The following is a 22174-nucleotide window of genomic DNA, read 5'->3' as shown; positions in this document are numbered from 1 at the left end:
GCCGCATTATATCGGCCCTGCGCGCGCGGTACAGCGTGTTTATACGATAGAAACGGTCAATTGGACCGCTAACCCTATCACTTGCAGGAAAAGTCGACGAATGTCGCGACGACCTGCTCGATTTGCTCACGGCTGACGTCCATGTGGGTGACCATGCGCAGACGAGCGGCAGCACTGAGCTTGATGCCGCGCTCGCCGGCAAATGCCTTGATCGCCTCGGCCTTGGTGCCCATCGCCACGTAAACCATGTTCGTCTGCACCGGCTCGACCTCGAAACCCGCCGTGCGCAGGCCTTCTGCCAGCAATTGTGCATTGGCATGATCGTCGGCCAGGCGCTGGACGTTATTATCCAGCGCGTACAGGCCGGCTGCCGCCAGAATCCCGGCCTGACGCATGCCACCACCGACCATTTTGCGCAAACGGCGCGCCTTGCCGATCAACGCCTCGGAGCCGCAGAGCACCGAGCCGATCGGCGCGCCCAGGCCTTTGGACAGGCACACCGAGACGGAATCGAAATACCGGGTAATTTCTCGGGCATCGACGCCCAGTCCGACTGCTGCGTTATACAGCCGCGCGCCGTCCAGATGCAGTTGCAGGCCATGTTCGCGGGTAAACCTGCGGGCCTGGGCCAGGTACTCCAGCGGCAGAATCTTGCCCTGCATCGTGTTTTCCAGCGCCAGTAAACGAGTGCGGGCGAAATGGAAGTCATCCGGTTTGATCGCGGCCGCGACTTGCGTCAGGTCCAGCGAACCGTCGGCCTGCACGTCCAGTGGTTGCGGCTGGATCGAACCGAGCACCGCTGCGCCACCACCTTCGTATTTATAGGTGTGAGCCTGCTGACCGACGATGTACTCGTCACCGCGCTCGCAATGAGCCATCAGCCCCAGCAGATTGCTCATGGTGCCGGTCGGCACGAACAACGCGGCGGCAAAGCCCAGGCGCCGGGCCAGATCGGCCTCCAGATGATTGACCGTCGGATCCTCCCCATACACATCGTCACCTGTGGCGGCTTTGGCCATCGCGTCGAGCATGCCGGCGCAAGGTTGGGTAACGGTGTCGCTGCGAAGATCGATAACGCTCATGAAACTGGCCTCGGTAAGCAGGGGAAATCCCTTTCAGGAGGAATTACTGCGGGCATCCCCATGAATATTCAACCCTTGGATAAGGATAATGCCCGCTAATACATCGCAATACTCGATAACAATCATCCAAAAGCACCGATGCGAATAAAGGAAATATGTGTTAAAAACGCTGCGCCGCCACACTTTTCGGCGGCAAAAACGTTCTCAGGGCGGGGCGCAACTCCCCACCGGCGGTAATTGCGCGCAACGCGCATAGCCCGCGAGCGCTTGGCGGCAGCATGGCTTCGGCGGTGACTGGCGACAAGGTCAGCAGACCCGGTGTGATCCCGGGGCCGACGGTCATAGTCCGGATGAAGAGAGAACGGGATTGGCACCATAGGGCCGTCCGCAGGCATTCATGCATGCGCGTACCCTCAAATCCCCTTCGATTCATAAAGCCCTGTTTTTCACACAAACAGGAGTCAGAACATGCAACCCACCGCAATCGACAGCAAAAGCAAACACCATCAGGGCGAGCGCGTAGCGTTCATCCAGGCCTGCTGGCACAAGGATATTGTTGACCAGAGCCGCAAAGGCTTCGTCGCCGAAATGATTGCCCAGGGTTATCAGGAATCCGACATCGACTTCTTCGAAGTCGGCGGTGCATTTGAAATGCCATTGCACGCCAAGCTACTGGCCAGGACCGGTCGTTATGCCGGCATCGTCGCCGCAGCCCTGGTGGTGGACGGCGGCATCTACCGTCACGAGTTTGTCGCCCAGTCGGTGGTCAGCGGCCTGATGCAAGTGCAACTGGAAACCGAAGTGCCTGTGTTCTCGGTGTCCCTGACCCCGCACCACTTCCATGCAGGCGAAGAACTGCATCACAAGTTCTTCTTCGATCACTTCGTGCACAAAGGCCAGGAAGCGGCGAAGACCTGTGCGGATACGCTGCGCAAGATTCGCAGCCTGCGCCGCATCGAGCCGCGTGCACTAGCGGTCTAAACACAACCCTGTAGGAGCGAGCATGGTCGCGATGGGCCCAAGAGCGCCACGGGGTGTCAGACTCCCAGCGTTATCGTTGACGACCATCGCGAGCATGCTCGCTCCTACAGAGTGAATCGTGTTGTTTCAGGCCAGGTTTTCGTCGGTGGTCGGCACGACCAGGATGCCGGCGCGCAGGCCGTTCTTCACCTTGGGGTTCGGAAAGATGATCCGGGCGCCCTCCTCCTCGATGATCCAGCGGGTATTGGCGATGTCTTCCGCCAACAGATAACCCACTTCCAGCTCCGAAAAATTCTCGATGTCCACTGGCAGGTTCAGGCGGAAGCTGTCGCTGTGCTTGATGATTTCCCGTGCCACGCTGTAGAGCTGCAAACCGTCCAGCGCCGTGTCGGTCAATTCCGGCTCGGTACCTTCAATGATCTGCTTGAGGCGTTTTTCCAGCAGAGACACATTGACCCCGTCGTTCTGCCCGAACGGCCGCGCCTTGCCCAGCTCGAGGGTGAATGCCTCGGCCCCGAGCTTGTCGTAGGTGTAGGAACTGAACACGATGGACGGTTTGTTTTGCAGCAGCACCGCTTCCATGCCGGCAGCACGCAGGCGAGCCAGCTCCTGGCGCGAGTGTTGGCGGTCTTCCTTCCATGGATACAAGGCGAACTGCTCGATTTTTGAGCCACGGATGGCGGTGTGCAGGTCGTAATGCAAGCGCTGGCGATCCGGCAGGCTGAAGAAACTCGCCGCCAACCGCTCCAGCTCACAAGCACGCAGGGCTTCGCAACCGCTGCTTTGTTCGTGACGGCCGTTGAACAGCCGATTGACGTCCTGCTCGACGAAACGCTCGCCCTTGCGAATCGCTTCCGGGTTGCCAAACAGGAACAGAATACGGGCGCGCGGCTTCAGGTCGCCGCGGGCTATGTCATGCAACAGGCGATCAAGCAACTCGATCGGCGCTGTTTCGTTGCCATGGATACCCGCCGACAGCAGCAGGTCCAGGCCATTGTCGCGAGCTTCAGGTGGCCGGACTTCCAGCGCACCTTCGCTCAACCAGCGCATACGCACGCCTTCGACAGTCAGTTGAGTCTTCTCCGCCGGTTCGCGGCCGGCGAGGGTCAGTTCAAGCAGTTTGCCGAGGGCGAGCATAGAGCGGCTTCCTTAGTGGTCGTGATTGCAATCCGGGCCGTGAACGTGATCCTCGTCGTCGCCGAGTTCAGCCGGTTCCATCTCCAGCTGCAGACTTACCAGATTAGTCGCCAATGGGCGCAACAGCAGGTTTGCGTATTCGGCGTCGCCTTCTTCGACGTCCACGCCGATCAACAGTTGGCCGCGGCCGTCCTGCTGGATCCACAGCTCTTTGCCTTGCCACAGGACCGCGACGCGGGTGCAGGAAGTCTCCAGTTGCGTACCGTCGGTGTCTTCAAGGATCAGCTGCAGGGAATCGCTCATGTTTTACGCTCTCGTTTGAGATGAAGCGGTGCGCTGTCGTATCGGACAACGCACCGTCGATCAATTGATCTGGAATGGATAAACCGCGCCCAGTTTAAGGATTTGCGTCAGTTCATCCAGTGCCGTCCGGCACTCAAGCAGCAACTGCGGGTCCGCCAGATCGTTTTCGGTCATGCGGTCGCGGTAGTGCTTGTCGACCCATTCGGTCAGCGAGCCGTACAACGGTGCGGTCATGATAACCCCTTGATTGACCGCCGCCAGTTCGGTTTCGTTGAGTGCGACGCGCAGTCGCAAGCAAGCCGGGCCACCACCGTTCTGCATGCTCTGCTTGAGATCGAAGACTTTCACTTCGCGGATAAGGCCGCCGGAGCTGGTCAAACCCTGCAAGTATTGCCAGACACGCTCGTTGCCACGGCATTCTTCCGGCACGATCAACAGCATGGAGCCGTCAGAACGCGACAGAAGCTGGCTATTGAACAGGTAGGACCGAACCGCGTCTTCTACGGTTACCGCGGAACGCGGTACGCAAACCGACTGAAATTTCCCACCGACCTTGGCAAGTTTACTCTGCAATTCTGCGAGCATCTTCTCGGTCTCGAGAAACGCGTCCTCGTGATAGAACAGCACTTCACCGTTGCCCACGGCGATCACGTCGTTGTGGAACACGCCCTGATCGATCACCGACGGGTTCTGCTGGGCATAGACCACGCCGTCATCGCTCAAACCATGCAGACGGGCAACGGCCTGGGACGCTTCGAGGGTCTGGCGCGCCGGGTACTTCTGCGGTGCCGGGTAGCGGGTGTCGAACGCGCTGCGACCGAACACGAAGAACTCGACGCCGGCTTCGCCGTACTCACGGCAGAAACGCGTGTGGTTGGCCGCGCCTTCATCACCGAACTGCGCCACGGCCGGCAACGCGGCGTGGTGCGCGAAGTGTTGTTGATCAGCGAACATCGCGCCCAGCACACGACTGGTGGTCGGATGCTCGATGCTGCGGTGATATTTGCAGTTGAGGTTGGCGGCGGTGAAATGCACGCGGCCGTCCGCGGTGTCGGCGCTGGGGCTGACAGTGGCGGCGTTGGCCACCCACATGCTCGACGCCGAGCAACTGGCGACCAGTAGCGGCATCGCTTCCTTGGCGGCGCGCTCGATGACTTGAGCGTCGGTGCCGCCAAAGCCCAGGCGACGCAGGGCTGCCACGTCCGGACGTTCTTGCGGTGCCAGCACGCCTTGCTGGAAGCCCATTTCCATCAGCGCTTTCATCTTCGCCAGGCCTTGCAGCGCGGCTTCCTTCGGGTTGGAAGACTGCTGGCTGTTGCTCTGGGAGGCGACGTTGCCGTAGGACAGACCGCCGTAGTTATGGGTCGGCCCCACTAGACCGTCAAAATTGACTTCATAGGATTTCATCAGCGAGGCTCCACGAATCTGTTTTTTATAGGCATCAGTAACAAAGGATTGGCGGCCGCTTCGCGGCCGATCGCTGGCAAGCCAGCTCCTACAGGTTCAGCGGTGTTCACAAATCTTGTGTTCGACGCAGGACCTGTGGGAGCTGGCTTGCCAGCGATGGGCATCACACCATCTTCACGCCTGGCGTCAGGGTGGCAGGCATCACCAGGCTCGGCGTTTCCAGCGAGGCCACCGGGTACGCGCAATAATCCGCCGCGTAGTAAGCGCTGGCGCGATGGTTGCCCGAGGCGCCAACGCCGCCGAATGGCGCGCTGCTCGCGGCACCCGTCAGTTGCTTGTTCCAGTTGACGATCCCGGCACGGCTCTGCAGCCAGAACTGCTGATAACGCGCTTCGGAATCCGACAGCAAACCGGCAGCGAGACCGTAAGCGGTGTCATTGGCTTCAGTGATCGCCGCCTCAAAATCAGCGTAGCGGATCACTTGCAGCAACGGGCCGAACAGCTCTTCGTCAGGACGATCGGCTACTGCGCTCACGTCCAGAATGCCCGGTGTCAGCAACGCCGATTGAGCGTGCGGCTGAGTCATTTCCAACAACGCCACAGCGCCATTGGCCAACAGATGTTCTTGCGCATCCATCAACGCTTTCGCCGCGCCAAGGGACACCACCGAGCCCATGAACGGCGCCGGCTGCTGATCGAAAGCACCGACCGAGAGAGTCGAGCTGACCGCGACCAGACGCGCCAGCAACGAGTCGCCCCACGCGCCTTGCGGCACCAGCAAACGGCGGGCACAGGTGCAACGCTGACCGGCAGAAATGAACGCGGATTGAATGATGGTGTACACCGCGGCATCGAGGTCGGCGACCTGATCGACCACCAGCGGGTTGTTGCCGCCCATTTCCAGCGCGAGGATCTTGTCCGGACGACCGGCGAATTGCTGATGCAGGTGATTGCCGGTGCGGCTGGAACCGGTGAAGAACAGCCCGTCGATGCCGGGGTTCGCCGCCAGGGCGATACCGGTTTCGCGAGCGCCTTGCAGCAGGTTCAACACGCCTGCCGGCAGCCCCGCCTCAATCCAGCACTTGACCGTCAGCTCGGCGACTTTCGGTGTCAGTTCGCTTGGCTTGAACAGCACGCTGTTACCGGCCAGCAGCGCCGGCACGATGTGACCGTTAGGCAAGTGGCCCGGGAAGTTATAAGGCCCGAACACCGCCACCACACCATGAGGTTTGTGACGCAGTACGGCAGTGGCGTCGCCCAGCGGGCCGCTCTTCTCGCCGGTGCGTTCACGATAGCTCTGCACCGAGATCGCGATCTTGTTGACCATGCTGGTGACTTCGGTTGCGGCTTCCCACAGGGGTTTGCCGGTTTCTTCGCCGATGGTGTGCGCCAGTTCGTCAGCGTGGCTTTTCAGCGCAGCGGCAAAGGCCTCCAGCACCGAAATGCGTTCTTCCAGGGTCCGACGAGCCCAGTCCGGGAACGCCTGACGTGCAGCTTGCACCGCTGATTCAACCTGATCAGGGGTGGCGCCGGTGCCGGACCACAGCACTTGCTGGGTCACCGGGTTCAGCGATTCGAAGGCATCGCCCCCGCCTGCCAGCCATTCACCTGCAATGTATAGCGACTTCATTATTTCGACTCCCGGGCAGCGGATAACGCCACGGCGCGCACTTGGTCGCCGGCGTTCAGTTGAAGACGTTTGGCGGTCTGCGGGTCGACCACCAGCGTACCCGCGGCCAGACGTGCCGGTGCAGCAGTGATGCGGCAGTCATCGCGTTTACGGTTATGGATAATGAACGGCGTTGCGTCGTCGCCCGGCGTGCCAACGGCCAGCACCAGTGCCTGACTGTCGCGCACCGCGCGGATCTTGCCGGTTTCGCACTCGATGGCCGGGCCGGCGTCGAAGATGTCGACGTAGCCCTGATAGCTGAAGCCTTCGCTTTTGAGCATGGCCAGCGCCGGTTCGGTGTCCGGGTGTACCTGACCGATCACGTTGCGCGCATCCGGCGACAGGAAGCAGGTGTACAGCGGGAATTTCGGCATCAGTTCGGCGATGAACGCCTTGTTGCCCACGCCGGTCAGGTAATCGGCCTGGCTGAATTCCATTTTGAAAAAGTGTCGACCCAGGCTCTCCCAGAACGGCGAGCGCCCGGCTTCATCAGAGACACCGCGCATCTCGGCAATGATCTTGTTGCCGAACAATTGCGGGAATTCGGCGATGAACAGCATGCGCGCCTTGGACAACATGCGACCGTTGAGACCACTGCGGTAATCGGCGTGCAAGAACAGCGAGCACAACTCGGAGTTGCCGGTCAGGTCGTTGGCCAGGAACAGCGTCGGGATTTCGCGATAGATGTTCAGCTCTTGGGAAGCACTGACCGTCAGACCGACCCGGAAGTTGTACCAAGGCTCACGCAGGCCAACGGCACCGGCGATGGCGGAAATACCGACCACTCGAGCGTCGTCATCTTCGAGCACGAACAGATAATCCGCATCTCCCCGCCCGGCTTCGCCGCGGAAGGTCTTCTCGGCCCAGCCGACCCGATGGGCCAGACGTTCTTCGTTGGCCGGCAAGGTGGTCAGGCCAGTGCCGGTGCTACGGGCCAGGTCGATCAGAGCGGGTAAATCGCTGCTGCGTACGGGACGAACGATCATGCTATCTCCTCAGACGGGTCGCTTGCGCCCCCCGTGAAACTTCGCTGCTTTCTAGGCATCAATTGCGACGTTAAACCGCTACCAGGCGCACGCTCGCACCCTCGCCGACGCCCAGGGCTTCGGCCGCTTCCAGATCCAGGATCACGGGTTTGCCCGGCGCGTAGTCGAGCTCGAGCATGACCGCACGGTAATCCTGCAACTGGGCATTGGCCACCAGGTACTGTCGGCCGACACCTTTGGCCGGCTCGCCGATCTTTACCGGCACCACGCGGCTCTGGGCAATCGAACGAATCCCCGAAACGCGGGCATGCAGCGTTGGGCCGCCGTCGAAGATGTCGATGTAGTGATCGGTCTCGAAGCCTTCGCGCATCAGGATGTCGAAGGTGATCTGTGCCCGCGGATGTACCTGGCCCATGGCTTCTTGCGCGGAGTCCGGCAGCAACGGCACGTAGATCGGGTAATGCGGCATCAGTTCGGCGAGGAACGTGCGGCTTTTGAGCCCGCACAGACGCTCGGCTTCGGCATAGTTGAGGTCGAAGAAGTTGCGGCCGATGGCATCCCAGAATGGCGAGTCACCGTTTTCATCGCTGTAGCCGACGATCTCGGTCACCACCGAATCGGCAAAGCGCTCTGGATGGCTGGCGACGAACAGCAAGCGGCCACGGGAATTGAGTTCAGCCCAAGGCGAACCCACCAGCTCACGCTGCACGTAGAAACTGGTCAACAAGCTGTTGCCGGTCAGGTCGTGGCACTGCGAGAGCACGTGGATCTTGTTGTGAATCTTCAGCTCGCGGGAGGCGTGCACGAAGGTTTCGTTGCGGAAACTGTAGAACGGCTCGGAATAACCGGCCGAGGCCACGATGGCCGAACAGCCCACCAGTTTGCCGGTGGTCGAGTCTTCAAGAACGAAGAAATAGCTCTCTTCACCGTTGAAGCTCACTTCGGCGGCAAACGAAGCTTCGCTCGCGGCGATCTTGTCGCTCAGGCGTTCAACGTCATCCGGCAAGGAAGTGACACCAATCGGGCTGTCCGCAGCCAGACGCTGTACCTCGCCCAGATCAGCCATTTGCGCGGGGCGCATCACCAGCATGGTGTCACTCCTTATCGTAAAACTCTTATAGGAAAAAACACCGGGTTCAACTTGAAACACCCTTTGCAGGAGCCGGCTTGGTGGCGATGGCGGCAGGTTGATCGTCGCAAGGCTTAAGGGCCTCATCGCCAGCAAGCCGGCTCCTACAGGGGTGGTGCGTCAGGACTGGTCCGGCATAAAAAATTCGGTTCGACGCCTGAAAGCTCAGGCGTCGAAGGGTCTATCAGGCTTGTGTCAGTTTTGCAGCGGCACGTTCGAAGCGGTCCAGACCGGCATCGATATCGGCGTCTTCCACCACCAGGCTCGGGGCGAAACGCACCACGTCCGGGCCGGCTTGCAGGACCATCAGGCCTTCTTGCTCAGCGGCGTTGAAGACGTCCTTGGCCTTGCCTTTCCAGGCATCGCTCAGCACGCAACCGATCAGCAGGCCCATGCCACGGACCTTGGTGAACAGGCCGTACTTCTCGCCGATCTGCTCAAGGCGCGCCTTGAACTTGTCATGCTTGGCGTTGACGCCAGCCAGCACTTGCGGGGTGTTGATTACGTCGATCACGGCTTCGGCGACAGCGCACGCCAGCGGGTTGCCGCCGTAAGTGGTGCCGTGGGTGCCGACGACCAGGTGCTTGGCCAGGTCTTCGGTGGTCAGCATCGCCGCGATCGGGAAACCGCCGCCCAGGCTCTTGGCGCTGGTGAGGATGTCCGGGATCACGCCGTAGTGCTGGTAGGCAAACAGATGACCGGTACGGCCCATGCCGGTTTGCACTTCGTCGAAGATCAGCAGCGCGTTGTTCGCGGTGCAGAGCTCGCGAGCGCCTTGCAGGTATTCGAGTTCAGCAGGGATCACACCGCTTTCGCCCTGGATCGGCTCCAGTACCACGGCGCACGTCTTGTCGGAAATGGCGGCTTTGAGCGCAGCCAGATCGTTGTAGGGCACGTGGGTGATGCCGGTGATTTTCGGACCGAAGCCATCGGAGTACTTCGACTGGCCACCGACGTTCACGGTGAACAGAGTACGGCCGTGGAAGCTGTTGAGCGCGGCGATGATCTCGTACTTCTCGCTGCCGAAACGGTCGAACGCAACACGACGGGCCAGCTTGAAAGCGGCCTCGTTGGCTTCGGCACCGGAGTTGCAGAAGAAGGCGCGGTCGGCAAACGTGGCGTCGATCAGCTTATGGGCCAGGCGCAGGGCCGGCTCATTGGTGAACACGTTGGACACGTGCCACAGCTTGTTCGCCTGTTCGGTCAAGGCACCGACCAGCGCGGGGTGCGCGTGGCCCAATACGTTGACGGCAATCCCGCCGGCGAAGTCGATCAGCTCGCGGCCGGACTGGTCCCAAACGCGGGAACCGGCACCACGCACAGGAATGAATGCGGCAGGCGCATAGTTGGGAACCATTACCTGATCGAAATCGGCGCGTTGTACCGCAGCGTGCTCAACGGACATCGGAGTCTCCTGAAGAGAAAACACTCGCCTGAAACTGGCGAGCTTGGTGAGGATTGTAAGGACAGTTTTCAGCCCGGCCTTGCCGCCAAGCGACAACTTCTTATAGCGCAAACCCCGTATTTTTCCGGGTTTACGGCAATGCGACATATAGGGTCGCAAAGGCGCAGTTTAAACTGTCGCGAGCGCTTATAGGCAGTTCCGCGGGAAACCGACGCCCTTGTAGGAGCTGGCTTGCCAGCGAAGGCGGCCCAGAGCCATACACTGCCCTTGAGGACGCCTTCGCCGGCAAGCCGTCTCCTACAGGGCACATGATCGACGGGCGCTGGAGCTAGCCGCGCTCGGAAGGCACCGACGACAATTCAAACGGGCTGCTGCTGCGCCGCTGGTTGCGATCTTCCCGCGGCGTGGCGCCGAAGAAATTGCGGTAGGCACTGGAGAAATGCGGCCCCGAGGAGAAGCCACACGACAGGCCGATCTGGATGATCGACTTGCTGGTTTGCATCAACATTTGCCGGGCCTTGTTCAGGCGCAGCTCCAGGTAATACTGGCTCGGCACGCGGTTGAGGTACTGCTTGAAGATGCGCTCCAGCTGCCGACGGGACACGCACACGTGCTGGGCGATTTCGTCAGTGGTCAGTGGCTCTTCGATATTGGCTTCCATCAGCAACACCGCCTGGGTGAGTTTCGGATGGCTGGAGCCGAGGCGGTTTTGCAGTGGAATGCGCTGGCGTTCGCCGCCCTCGCGGATGCGCTCGACCACCAGTTCTTCCGACACGGCACCGGCCAGTTCAGCGCCGTGATCTCGGGCCAGCACCGCCAGCAACAGGTCGAGTACCGACATGCCGCCGCACGCGGTCAGGCGATCGCGGTCCCAGTCGAACAGATGGCTGGTGGCGATGACTTTCGGGAAGCGCTCGGCGAAATCGTCCTGCCAGCGCCAGTGCACGGCAGCACGATAGCCATCGAGCAAACCCAGTTGCGCCAGCGGATAGACACCGGCCGACAGGCCGCCAATCACGCAACCGGCGCGCACCAGTTGCTTGAGCGCGCTGCTGAGCGCAGGCGCCATTGTGGTCGGCGGCTCGTCAGCGAGCAGGAACAGTTTCTGAAAGTTTTCGAGCTTGCCGGTCCACGCTTCACCGGGCAATTGCCAGGCGCCTTCGGTCGGCGGTTCGGCCTGCAGGAACGTCAGTTCGTAGACCACGTCCGGATGCACACGCTGGGCAACACGCAAGGCCTCCTCAGCCAGCGCAAGCGTCAGTGCTTTGGTGCTGGGCCAAATCAGGAAACCAATTCGATGGGCAGTCATTGTGGGCAATCCGAAGCGAAAAACAGTGATGAAGGCATGGGCCAATGCTAGCCCGTAAATGAACGCAAATCTCAAAACCAGCAACGATCAAACCTGTAGGTGCCGGCTTGCTGGCGATAGCGATGGGCCAGGCTGCATATCTGGCACAGACATACCGCCATCGCCGGCAAGCCGGCTCCTACAGGGGATTGGGGTCGGCCTCTAAATCGCGAAGCATGCACTATCGCGGTGCGCAACGGCAGTCTTGATTACTTCAAGCTGCCGGACAGGAATTGCTGCAACCGCTCGGACTGCGGATTGACCAGCACTTCACGCGGGTTGCCACTTTCTTCGACGATACCTTTGTGCAGGAACACCAACTGGTTCGACACTTCACGGGCGAAGCCCATTTCGTGGGTCACCACGACCATGGTCCGGCCTTCCTGAGCCAGGGCCTGCATGACTTTCAGCACGTCGCCGACCAGCTCCGGGTCGAGGGCCGAGGTCGGCTCATCGAACAGCATCACTTCAGGCTCCATCGCCAGCGCACGGGCAATCGCCACACGCTGTTGTTCGCCACCGGACATATGGCCCGGGTAAGCGTCTTTGCGATGGGCCACGCCGACCTTGTTCAGGTAGTGCTCGGCTTTCTCACGCGCTTCAGCTTTCGATATACCGAGCACGTGAACCGGCGCTTCCATGATGTTTTCCAGCGCGGTCATGTGCGACCACAGGTTGAAATGCTGGAACACCATCGACAGGCGCGAACGCATGCGTTGCAACTGTTTCGGGTCGGCAGCCTTCAGCGCGCCGTCCTTGTTCGCCACCAGCTTCAACTCTTCGTTGTTGAGCAGGATCTTGCCCGCGTGCGGCTGCTCCAGCAGGTTGATGCAGCGCAGGAAAGTACTTTTGCCAGAGCCACTGGAGCCGATGATGCTGATCACATCGCCAGCCGCCGCTTTCAGGGACACGCCCTTGAGCACTTCGTGACTGCCGTAGCGTTTATGCAGGTCTTGGACTTCAAGCTTGTACATGCGGTCGGTTCTCACAAAAACAGTCAGTCAGTCGTTGAGCAAGCGCCCGTGACGCAGCGCTTCGCGCCCCGCCACCTTGGCCAGCCAGAAACCGGGTTGGGCATAACGCAGCCGTTCAATGGCAAACAGCACCCCGGACGTACCAGCACACACCGTGCTGACCCGATCCGCCAACGGATCGATCACTTCAAAAATCTCATCGCCCGCCTCAACCCATTCGCCGGGTTTACGCAGGAAACTCACCACACCGGGGTGCGGCGCGAACAGCAATTCGGTGCCCTCGAACGGCAGGCCTTCGCAAGGGTCTTGCGCAGGTTTCGGCCATTGGCCGCTGATCAAGCCTTGCTCGGCGAGGAACGCCAGAATGCCCTCGGCGTAGGCTTGGGCCTCGGCGCGACCGGTATCGGCCTGACCACCTAATTCAATGGTAGTCGCCAGGCACGCCAGTGGAATCTGCGCATCGGGGAACAGACGCGACAGACGCAACCACGGCAGCGAACAGGCTTCGTCAAACGAACTGCCGCCAGAATCTTCCGCCAGCAAACCGACCCGCACGTTCAGGTGCGCGGCCAGCGAGCGCCACTGCGGCCAATGCTGCGGCAAGGCGTACATGTGCAGCGCCGCCTCGGCATCGCAATGCAGATCCAGCACGACATCAGCGGTGCAGGCGTGACTGAGCAGGACGCGCTGCATGCCCTGCAACTGGCTGCTCGCCGGTGGCAACGCGGCCAGATGATCGCTCATGGTCTGGCGGATCAACTGGATATTGGCGTGCGGGTCATCGCCCAGATGCCCATCGAGTTGTGCGGCCACTGGCGCGCTCAACTCAACGAAATCACGGTTGAAGTTCTTGCCGCTGCCCGCCTCGAAACGCCCTTGATGATTACCCTGAAGCAATTGACCAAGGCCCAGTGGGTTTGCCACCGGCACCAGTTCGATCACACCGTTGAGCAAGCCTTGGGCTTCAAGTTCGGCCAGACGCTTTTTCAGCTCGAACGCCGTGCGCATGCCCGGCAGTTCATCGGCGTGGAGGCTCGCCTGGATATAAGCCTTGCGCTCGCCATTACCGAAACGGAACACCGAAATCTGGCGCTCGCTGCCAAGGTGGCTCCACGGCAAAGCATGATCGATGCGTTCCATATCAGTGCTTCCGCGGGGCCAGGTAGCCCAGCCAGCGACGCTCGGCCAGCTTGAACAGCTTCACCAGAGTGAAGGTCAGGCACAGGTAGAAAACGCCGGCGGTGATGTACGCCTCGAACGGCAGGTAGTACTGCGCGTTGACCGTGCGCGCCGCACCGGTGATGTCGATCAGGGTCACGATGGACGCCAGACTGGTGGTCTGCAACATCATGATCACTTCGTTGCTGTACTGCGGCAGCGCCCGGCGCAGGGCCGACGGCAGCAGGATGCGCTTGTACATCTTGAAGCGCGACATGCCCATGGCCTTGGCCGCTTCGATCTCGCCGTTCGGCGTGGCCCGCAGGCTGCCGGCGATGATTTCGGCGGTGTAGGCACTGGTGTTGATCGCGAAGGCCAGGCACGCACAGAACGTGGCGCTGGACAGCCACGGCCAGAGGAAGCTCTCACGTACCGCTTCGAATTGCGCCAGACCGTAGTAGATCAGGAACAGTTGCACCAGCATCGGCGTGCCGCGAATCACGTAGGTGTAGAGCCAGGCCGATATGTTGACGACGGCGTTTTTCGAGACGCGCATCAAGCCCAAAGGCAACGCGCACAGCAGGCCGAAAAACAGCGACAGTGCGAGCAACTTGAGGGTAGTCACCAGGCCGCCGAGGTACAGCGGCAAAGCCTCCCAAATGACGTTGTAGTCGAAGATCATAGATCAGCCGCCCTTACGCCTACCGAGTAGCGCTTCTCAAGGTGACGCAACGCCAGCAACGAGACACTGGTGATCACCAGGTACATCGCCGCCACTGCGAGGAAGAAGGTGAAAGGTTCGCGGGTGGCGTCTGCCGCCTGCTTGGCCTTGAACATCATGTCTTGCAGGCCTACTACCGAAATCAGCGCGGTAGCCTTGGTCAGTACCAGCCAGTTATTGGTGAAGCCCGGAATCGCCAGGCGAATCATCTGCGGCACCAACACCCGGAAGAACACCTGAAAACTGCTCATGCCGTACGCCATGCCGGCTTCGGCCTGCCCCTTGGGGATCGCCATGAACGCGCCACGGAAGGTTTCCGACAGGTACGCACCGAAGATGAAACCCAGGGTGCCGATGCCGGCGGCCAACGGGTTCAGGTCGATGTACTCGTCAAAACCCAGCAGTGGTGCGACGCGGTTCAACAGGTCCTGACCACCGTAGAAAATCAGCAGGATCAACACCAGGTCGGGAATACCGCGGATCACCGTGGAGTAGAGGTCGCCCAGCCACGCCAGCCAACGCACTGGCGACAGACGCAGAGCCACGCCGATCAGGCCCAGAACAATGGCCAGGACCATGGACGACAAGGCGAGCTGAAGCGTCAGCCAAGCGCCATCGAGGATGACAGCCCCGTAGCCTTTCAACATGATTCAGGTCCTCGAAAGTTCGGATGAAAAAATGGCGCAAACCTCAGAAATCCTGCTGCTTGCGCCATTTCGGACGTGTCGTGTTACTTGCCGTAGATATCGAAGGCGAAGTACTTGTCCTGGATTTGCTTGTACTTGCCGTTCTCGCGAATGGCCACGATCGCGGTGTTGATCTTGTCCTTCAGCGCGTCACCCTTGCGAACCGCGATACCTACGCCGTCGCCGAAGTATTTGACGTCGGTGAATGCCGGGCCGACGAACGCGAAGCCTTTACCGGCGTCGGTCTTCAGGAAGCCGTCATCCAGAAGCGTAGCGTCTGCCACGGTGCCGTCGAGGCGGCCGGCGGCCACATCGAGGTAAATTTCGTTCTGCGAACCGTATGGCTTGATCTCGGCACCCAGCGGGGCCAGGACTTCGCGGGCGAAACGCTCGTGGATCGAACCGCGCTGCACACCGATGTTCTTGCCCTTGAGCTCGGTCAGGCCATCGCTGACCTGGGTGCCGGCCTTCATGACCAGACGTGCCGGAGTGTTGTAGTACTTGTTGGTGAAGTCCACGGACTTCTTGCGGTCTTCAGTGATCGACATGGACGACAGGATCGCGTCGATCTTGCGCACTTTGAGCGCCGGGATCAGACCGTCGAACTCTTGCTCGACCCACACGCACTTGACCTTCATCTCTTCGCACAGGGCGTTGCCGATGTCGTAGTCGAAGCCGACGATGCTGCCGTCCGGTGCTTTGGAAGCGAATGGAGGGTAAGCCGCTTCGATACCGATTTTCAGAGGCTTTTCATCGGCGAAGGTTGGCAGGGACAGCACGGACAGTGCCAGGGCGCCAAGCAGCACGAGTTTCTTCATCTTGGGAACTCCATCGGTAAAGGGCTAAAACGGCAGAGTGAGCGACAGCCCAATATGCGAATGAGTGGAACCGCAAAACAGTGCTGCGTCCTGGGAAGCGGGCGTTGAATTTCAACACGGGCAACGACGAGCGAGTGATCGGCATTCTAACGACAGGCCGTAAGCCGATATTTCTTCAATGCGACAACTAATTACAGAAGCACCGAGAAAGCCGTTTGAGCGCGTTGACAGCCCTGCAAAATCATGCGAGAGCAAAAGACAGTGAACCGATCTATATAGCAAGTTGCGGGCCTATTATTGGCAAACCCTTCTAATCCGGCAAGCGCAGCGTAGAGTCTTATTTTTTTCCGGTGGTTTTGAGGCCCTGAAACGGGGCTTGGCGTTTCCCAATGCCCCGTGCTGGGTCGATGCGGTTACACATTAAGTAACTTGAAAGAACGCAGGTAACAGCAGGAATGTTCCCACGAGCGATGCCGATAATTATTGGCTGTTGTTGATGTGGTGTCGAAAAGCTCGCCATCGCTAGCAGGCTAGCGCCCACAATGGTTTTGTGTCGCGCCAAAAACCTCCCCCCCAAAAAAATCCCCTGTAGGAGCTAGCTTGCTAGCGATGAGGCCAGCCCAGCAACACAAAACCCTCAGGCACAAAAAAGCCCCGCCAGGCTCATCACCTGACGGGGCTTTCAGTGACTCAGAATCAGCGCTTACGCGACATTCATCGTCTTGTGCGTATCAATCAAATGCTGCACCACGCTCGGATCGGCCAGGGTGGAAATGTCGCCCAACCCATCGTACTCAGCCGTCGCGATCTTGCGCAGAATCCGCCGCATGATCTTGCCCGAACGGGTCTTCGGCAGCCCCGGCGCCCACTGGATCACATCCGGCGAAGCAATCGGACCGATCTCCTTGCGCACCCAGTTTTTCAGTTCCAGGCGCAGCTGCTCGTTCGGCTCTTCACCATTCTTGAGAGTGACGTAGACATAAATGCCCTGCCCCTTGATGTCGTGCGGCACACCGACTACGGCGGCTTCGGCGACTTTCGGGTGAGCGACCATCGCGCTTTCGATCTCGGCGGTGCCCATACGGTGGCCGGACACGTTGAGCACGTCGTCCACGCGACCGGTGATCCAGTAGTAACCATCAGCATCACGACGCGCACCGTCACCGGTGAAGTACATGCCGCGGAAGGTCTTGAAGTAGGTATCAACGAAGCGGTCATGGTCGCCAAACAGCGTCCGCGCCTGGCCAGGCCACGAATCGAGAATCACCAGGTTGCCCTCGGCCTCGCCTTCGATGATGTTGCCCAGGTTGTCCACCAATGCCGGCACCACGCCGAAGAACGGACGCGCCGCAGAACCCGGCTTGAGCGCATGAGCACCCGGCAGCGGGCTCATCATGTTGCCGCCGGTTTCGGTCTGCCACCAGGTATCGACGATCGGGCAGCGGGACTTGCCGACATTCTTGTAGTACCAATCCCACGCTTCCGGGTTGATCGGCTCGCCGACCGAACCCAACAGGCGCAGGCTGCTGCCATCGGCGCCTTCTACAGCGGCTTGGCCCGAAGCCATCATCGCGCGGATCGCGGTCGGAGCGGTGTAGAGGATGTTGACCTTGTGCTTGTCGACGATCTTCGCCACCCGGGTGATGTCCGGATAGTTCGGCACGCCTTCGAACAGCAGCGTGGTCGCGCCATTGGCCAGCGGGCCGTAGACGATGTAGCTGTGGCCGGTGACCCAGCCGACGTCGGCGGTGCACCAGTAGACTTCACCCGGACGGTAGTCGAACACGCGCTCGTGGGTCATGGCGGCGTACAGCAAGTAGCCGCCAGTGGTGTGCTGCACGCCCTTCGGCTTGCCGGTCGAGCCCGAGGTATAAAGGATGAACAGCGCTTCTTCGGCGCCCATCTCTTTCGGCGCACACACGGTGCCCGCCACCTTCATCAGGTCTTCGAACCAGATGTCGCGATGCTGGTTCCACTTGATTTCGCCACCGGTGCGCTGGCACACAATGACTTTCTGGATGCTGCTGGTTTCCGGGTTGGTCAGCGCGTCGTCGACGTTGGCCTTGAGCGGGATCTTCTTGCCGGCACGAATGCCTTCGTCAGCGGTGATCACCACTTTGGATTTGCAGTCGATGATGCGACCGGCCAGGGCTTCCGGCGAGAAACCGCCGAACACCACCGAGTGAATCGCGCCGATCCGGGTACAGGCCAGCATGGCGACCACGGCTTCGGGGATCATCGGCATATAGATAGTCACCACGTCGCCGCGGTGTACGTCCTGACCACGCAGGGCGTTGGCGAACTTGCACACTTGTTCGTGCAGTTCGCGGTAGGTGATGTTGCGGCTTTCGGAAGGGTCGTCGCCCTCCCAGATGATTGCCACTTGATCGCCGCGCTCGGCCAGATGACGGTCGAGGCAGTTGTAGGAAACGTTCAGGGTGCCATCAGCGAACCATTTGATGTCGACATGGTGATCGTCGAAGGACGTCTGCTTCACCGTGGTGAAAGGCTTGATCCAGTCGAGGCGCTTGGCTTGCTCGCGCCAGAAGCCGTCGGGGTTGACGACCGACTGCTGGTACATCGCCTTGTAGGTCGCCTCGTCGGTCAGCGTGTTAGCCAGAACCTCGGGACGAACGGGATACAGGGAAGCCGCACTCATCTTTCTTACCTCGGTGGAATAGTTGTTTTTGTATGGCCCAGTTGTAGCCGGGCCAGCCCTATAGAACCATTCGACGATGGTAGTAACAAGTCCCTACAAATTGCCCTGATAAGCCCTCAAACCCTCTAACACCGCGGTACCTGTAGGAGCGAGCCTGCTCGCGATGGTCATCAACGATAACGCGCCCAATCTGACACCCCACAGTTCTCTCTGGCTCATCGCGAGCACGCTCGCTCCTACAAAAGAAGAGGCTATTCAGGGATTGTTACAGGATCTGTCAAAAGTGTTTATCAAAACCACGGCTATATGCCTGAAGCACTCACCCCTAAAATCCACTTCGCCAACAAGGCAACCTGATTAACCACGTTGCAGCCCCCACGAAGGCAGTTAATCAAAACCCCTGATACCGAAGCTCCACACGCAATCCCAAAAAGATTGCGTGCCCCCTTTCGACCTCCAAAAGGTAAATCCGAAATGAAAGCTTTATTAGTTCTGGCCCTCAGCAGCCTGTGCGCAACCGCCATGGCCAACGAGGTCCCGACTGATGTCGCGCAGCAACAACCGGCCATAGAGGAATACACCTACTCCACCCACCTGGACATCGCCAAAGTGATCTCCATGAGCGAAGCGCCTAACGTGTGTGAAGTAGTGCCGATGAAAATGGAATACGAAGACTCCCAAGGCCAACGGCACATCCTGCGATACAGCATGATGGGCAACGGTTGCTCCAACGGCTGATCTCCCGCTTCACCCCTCCCCTCCCCTCCAAAAGGTTCGACCCACCTGCCGCAATCAGACAGATGCAGTGCCGAACCTTAATGATCGATTAATTCGATTACTTTAAGCATTTATTTGCGCTTTTTAATCGAATGAGTCGGCGTATTATCAACTGCAACCCAACACAAACAACGCTTACGAAACTGGAGCAACGACCATGAAAACCCAACTGATCCTCGCCCTGACCCTCTCCGTCCTGGCTGCCAACACCTTCGCTGCCGATGGTTATGACCGCACCGGCTCAGCGGCTTACACCACTGAAGCAGCTGTCGCCTCCGACGGTTCTGACCATACCGGCACCGCCCGCCTCGCTGCCGATGGTGCCGATCACGTCGGTGCAGGCAAACTCGCCGCCGACGGCGCCGACCACACTGGCGCTGCCCGCCTCGCCGCCGATGGTGCTGATCACGTCGGTGCCGCTCGCCTGAGCTGATCCGCCAGCGTGACTTCACAGCCCGACTTCGGTCGGGCTTAGTTGTGTCTGGAGCCTGAGAAAACCCCACCTAAACACAAGATGTAGTGAAAAAAGCCTTTTTTGGTTATTTCTTGAACAAAAATAATCGGCGGCAAAAAATTAAGAAAAAAAATCTTCCCCCGCCAACCTCGTGCAAAGCCCTGTAAACCCTCACTCCGATCGAAAAACCGTCCCCGTCAACCGATTTGTAAGCCATTTCGCCGCACCACAGCCGGCAAAACTTCCTTATAATGCGGCCTTAAACGGGCCTGCAATATCCCCTTACAGGGATGAAAAGCCAGTCTGAAGCCCCGCACAAGCGATCAAAGCTTGCTGCGCCCATCAGAGGCTCTCGGAACCCCGTACAAAATTCTGTTTGATGCCTGCGTATAGCTGCTGCAAAAAACGATTCCTTTAGATCCAACGCGGCCAGTACGGCTGTGTGAAAAACCAACCATCCATTTTCACACGGGCACACTGGCCCTCACGCAGGAGACGACACGTCATGCTGAGCTGGGACGAATTCGACAAAGAAGACACGGAAGTAGCAGTCAAGAGCGCTAACGCTGGCCACGCCACCGAAGCCAACATGGACCGTCTCGACAGCGCCGGCGGTGCCGCCGCCCTGGAAGCCCGCGCCGTAACCGCTGCCGACTCCGCCGCCGTGGCCCGCGCCAAAGCTGCACTGGACTCGCTCGACGTCGCCGAAGGTCTGGCCGAACTCGAAGGCGCCTCCGCCCGTGTCGCCGTTGACGAAAAGCGCATGATCAACTGCCGCGCCGACCTCAACCAACTCGTGCCGTTCAAGTACGACTGGGCCTGGCAGAAATACCTGGACGGCTGCGCAAACCACTGGATGCCGCAAGAAGTCAACATGACCGCCGACATTGCCCTCTGGAAAAACCCGGAAGGCCTGACCGACGACGAGCGCCGCATCGTAATGCGCAACCTCGGCTTCTTCTCCACCGCCGACTCCCTGGTTGCCAACAACCTGGTCCTGGCCGTGTACCGCCTGATCACCAACCCGGAATGCCGCCAGTACATCCTGCGCCAGGCCTTCGAAGAGGCGATCCACACCCACGCCTACCAGTACTGCATCGAATCGCTGGCCATGGATGAAGGCGAAATCTTCAACATGTACCACGAGATCCCATCGGTCGCGAAAAAAGCCACCTGGGGCCTGAAGTACACCCGCTCGATCTCCGATCCGAAGTTCGAAACCGGCACCGTCGAAACCGACAAAGAACTGCTGCGCAACCTGATCGCCTACTACTGCGTTCTGGAAGGCATCTTCTTCTACTGCGGCTTCACCCAGATCCTCTCCATGGGCCGCCGCAACAAAATGACCGGCGTCGCCGAGCAGTTCCAGTACATCCTGCGCGACGAATCCATGCACCTGAACTTCGGCATCGACGTGATCAACCAGATCAAAATCGAAAACCCACACCTGTGGGATGCCGAAATGAAGGAAGAAGCTTCGCAGATGATCCTGCAGGGCACTCAACTGGAAATCGAATACGCTCGTGACACCATGCCTCGCGGCGTACTGGGCATGAACGCGGCGATGATGGAGGACTACCTCAAGTTCATCGCTAACCGTCGTTTGAGCCAGATTGGTTTGAAGGAAGAGTATCCGGGGACTACGAATCCGTTCCCTTGGATGAGCGAGATCATGGACTTGAAGAAAGAGAAGAATTTCTTTGAGACAAGAGTTATTGAGTATCAGACTGGTGGGGCGCTTAGCTGGGATTGATTCCGAGTGCATTGCCTAAAGAAACGACGTGTTTTTTTAGCCCATCGTACTTTTTTGAATGAGAAATAAGTCAGAGCGGAGCCGCAGTCATTGCGATAGCGGCGGCTCAATGTTTCTGGCGCACGACTGTTAACCACTAAGCATCTAGCACAGAAGTCGCTAAGAGTAGAGCCTCAACGTCTGCTATCGAGAGATGGCGAAAAAGATTTGGGGGACAAAAGCAAGAAACCCACAGCAACCGTTCGAGCGGATGCTGTGGGTCTTGACCGTACAGGTGAAAAAAGCCCACCCGTACGGGCCGTAATCGGGGGGAACCCACAATCACGAAAGCATTTGGGAAATGCGGGGCGTGATTATGGACGACCTTTGAGCGGTGTCAACGGCTGATCGTCGGAGACAGGGTTTCGCACGAAATCTTGTTTCCAAAAGGCTAGGCAGTTTTGCCAATGCTCAGACATCCACATTGAGAGAGTTTTAATCATGTCCAAGAAAAATCAGCATGTCGTTCCACATGGAGACGAATGGGCCGTCAAAGGCGCGGGCAACTCAAGGGCAACAAAGGTTGTGAACACGCAAGCGGAAGCTATTGAGCTCGCGCGCGAGATCGCAAAAAACCAAGGAAGCGAAATGTTCATTCATGGACAGAATGGGCAAATTAGAGAACGTAACACCTACGGAGATGATCCGTTTCCTCCCAAGGGCTAATCGATCGGCTCAAGGAAGAGCC

At 59.4% G+C, this 22174-nt stretch carries 20 protein-coding genes and 1 riboswitch; of the genes, 5 read left to right on the top strand and 15 right to left on the bottom strand.

The genetic code is table 11. The features are described from left to right. Window positions 1-77: 77 nt before the first annotated feature. The gene (gene ltaE / locus QMK58_RS06600; RefSeq protein ID WP_320396026.1) at window positions 78-1082 is read right to left on the bottom strand and encodes a low-specificity L-threonine aldolase; all 1005 of its coding nucleotides are present in this window, start codon (window positions 1080-1082) and stop codon (window positions 78-80) included. 196 nt (window positions 1083-1278) lie between these two features. Beyond that, a riboswitch (FMN riboswitch) is annotated at window positions 1279-1449 on the top strand. Window positions 1450-1550: 101 nt separating this feature from the next. Between ltaE and QMK58_RS06595 the strand changes: the two genes are divergently transcribed. After that, on the top strand, window positions 1551-2063 hold the full coding sequence (locus QMK58_RS06595) for a 6,7-dimethyl-8-ribityllumazine synthase (RefSeq protein ID WP_053156117.1): 513 nt from the start codon (window positions 1551-1553) through the stop codon (window positions 2061-2063). 126 nt (window positions 2064-2189) lie between these two features. On the opposite strand, the gene astE is transcribed toward QMK58_RS06595, so the two are convergent. The 14 genes from astE to acs all read right to left on the bottom strand — a co-directional run bounded on the left by astE (window position 2190) and on the right by acs (window position 18463). Further along, a complete protein-coding gene (astE, locus tag QMK58_RS06590) occupies window positions 2190-3200 on the bottom strand; it encodes a succinylglutamate desuccinylase (RefSeq protein WP_053156115.1) in 1011 nt (336 codons plus the stop codon). Between the two features lie 12 nt (window positions 3201-3212). Further along, on the bottom strand, window positions 3213-3503 hold the full coding sequence (locus QMK58_RS06585; RefSeq protein ID WP_320396025.1) for a topoisomerase II: 291 nt from the start codon (window positions 3501-3503) through the stop codon (window positions 3213-3215). Between the two features lie 60 nt (window positions 3504-3563). Next, complete coding sequence (gene astB / locus QMK58_RS06580) at window positions 3564-4910, bottom strand: N-succinylarginine dihydrolase (RefSeq protein WP_053156109.1); 1347 nt, start codon at window positions 4908-4910, stop codon at window positions 3564-3566. Between the two features lie 163 nt (window positions 4911-5073). Further along, a complete protein-coding gene (gene astD, locus QMK58_RS06575; protein WP_172681801.1) occupies window positions 5074-6543 on the bottom strand; it encodes a succinylglutamate-semialdehyde dehydrogenase in 1470 nt (489 codons plus the stop codon). Beyond that, window positions 6540-7565 carry an arginine N-succinyltransferase gene (gene astA / locus QMK58_RS06570; protein WP_053156104.1) on the bottom strand — a complete coding sequence of 342 codons (1026 nt, stop codon included), beginning with the start codon at window positions 7563-7565 and terminating at the stop codon, window positions 6540-6542. The genes astD and astA overlap by 4 nt, the downstream gene beginning before the upstream one ends. 70 nt (window positions 7566-7635) lie before the next feature. Next, window positions 7636-8655, bottom strand: coding sequence for an arginine/ornithine succinyltransferase subunit alpha (gene aruF / locus QMK58_RS06565; protein ID WP_053156101.1), 1020 nt, complete (start codon window positions 8653-8655; stop codon window positions 7636-7638). Between the two features lie 223 nt (window positions 8656-8878). Next, window positions 8879-10099 (bottom strand): aspartate aminotransferase family protein, encoded by a 1221-nt coding sequence (locus tag QMK58_RS06560; RefSeq protein WP_320396024.1) that lies wholly within the window; start codon window positions 10097-10099, stop codon window positions 8879-8881. Window positions 10100-10427: 328 nt separating this feature from the next. Beyond that, window positions 10428-11408, bottom strand: coding sequence for a transcriptional regulator ArgR (gene argR / locus QMK58_RS06555; protein WP_053156095.1), 981 nt, complete (start codon window positions 11406-11408; stop codon window positions 10428-10430). Between the two features lie 248 nt (window positions 11409-11656). Next, entirely contained in the window at window positions 11657-12421 is a 765-nt protein-coding gene (locus QMK58_RS06550; protein WP_053156092.1) for an ABC transporter ATP-binding protein, read from the bottom strand. 27 nt (window positions 12422-12448) lie between these two features. Further along, entirely contained in the window at window positions 12449-13561 is a 1113-nt protein-coding gene (locus QMK58_RS06545; protein WP_053156089.1) for a M14 family metallopeptidase, read from the bottom strand. A 1-nt stretch (window position 13562) separates the two neighbouring features. Further along, window positions 13563-14261: an ABC transporter permease gene (locus QMK58_RS06540; protein WP_053156085.1), complete on the bottom strand. Its 699-nt coding sequence runs from the start codon at window positions 14259-14261 to the stop codon at window positions 13563-13565. Then, window positions 14258-14947 (bottom strand): ABC transporter permease, encoded by a 690-nt coding sequence (locus QMK58_RS06535; protein ID WP_046819608.1) that lies wholly within the window; start codon window positions 14945-14947, stop codon window positions 14258-14260. The genes QMK58_RS06540 and QMK58_RS06535 overlap by 4 nt, the downstream gene beginning before the upstream one ends. A gap of 83 nt (window positions 14948-15030) precedes the next feature. Further along, entirely contained in the window at window positions 15031-15804 is a 774-nt protein-coding gene (locus QMK58_RS06530) for an ABC transporter substrate-binding protein (protein ID WP_053156082.1), read from the bottom strand. A 703-nt stretch (window positions 15805-16507) separates the two neighbouring features. Next, on the bottom strand, window positions 16508-18463 hold the full coding sequence (acs, locus tag QMK58_RS06525) for an acetate--CoA ligase (RefSeq protein WP_053156080.1): 1956 nt from the start codon (window positions 18461-18463) through the stop codon (window positions 16508-16510). A 474-nt stretch (window positions 18464-18937) separates the two neighbouring features. Between acs and QMK58_RS06520 the strand changes: the two genes are divergently transcribed. The 4 genes from QMK58_RS06520 to QMK58_RS06505 all read left to right on the top strand — a co-directional run bounded on the left by QMK58_RS06520 (window position 18938) and on the right by QMK58_RS06505 (window position 22152). Next, window positions 18938-19201, top strand: a complete 264-nt coding sequence (locus QMK58_RS06520) for a DUF2790 domain-containing protein (RefSeq protein WP_053156077.1) — start codon at window positions 18938-18940, stop codon at window positions 19199-19201. Window positions 19202-19397: 196 nt separating this feature from the next. Beyond that, a complete protein-coding gene (locus tag QMK58_RS06515) occupies window positions 19398-19673 on the top strand; it encodes a hypothetical protein (RefSeq protein WP_053156074.1) in 276 nt (91 codons plus the stop codon). A 526-nt stretch (window positions 19674-20199) separates the two neighbouring features. Next, the gene (locus QMK58_RS06510) at window positions 20200-21447 is read left to right on the top strand and encodes a ribonucleotide-diphosphate reductase subunit beta (RefSeq protein WP_007978181.1); all 1248 of its coding nucleotides are present in this window, start codon (window positions 20200-20202) and stop codon (window positions 21445-21447) included. Window positions 21448-21927: 480 nt separating this feature from the next. Next, window positions 21928-22152, top strand: coding sequence for a DUF2188 domain-containing protein (locus QMK58_RS06505; protein ID WP_320396023.1), 225 nt, complete (start codon window positions 21928-21930; stop codon window positions 22150-22152). Window positions 22153-22174 lie beyond the last annotated feature (22 nt).

Origin of the sequence: Pseudomonas sp. P8_241 (genome assembly GCF_034008315.1) — a bacterium.
Classification (GTDB): Bacteria; Pseudomonadota; Gammaproteobacteria; order Pseudomonadales; family Pseudomonadaceae; genus Aquipseudomonas.
The sequence above is the reverse complement of the archived record's forward strand: the minus strand, read 5'-3'. Positions and strand labels throughout refer to the sequence as shown.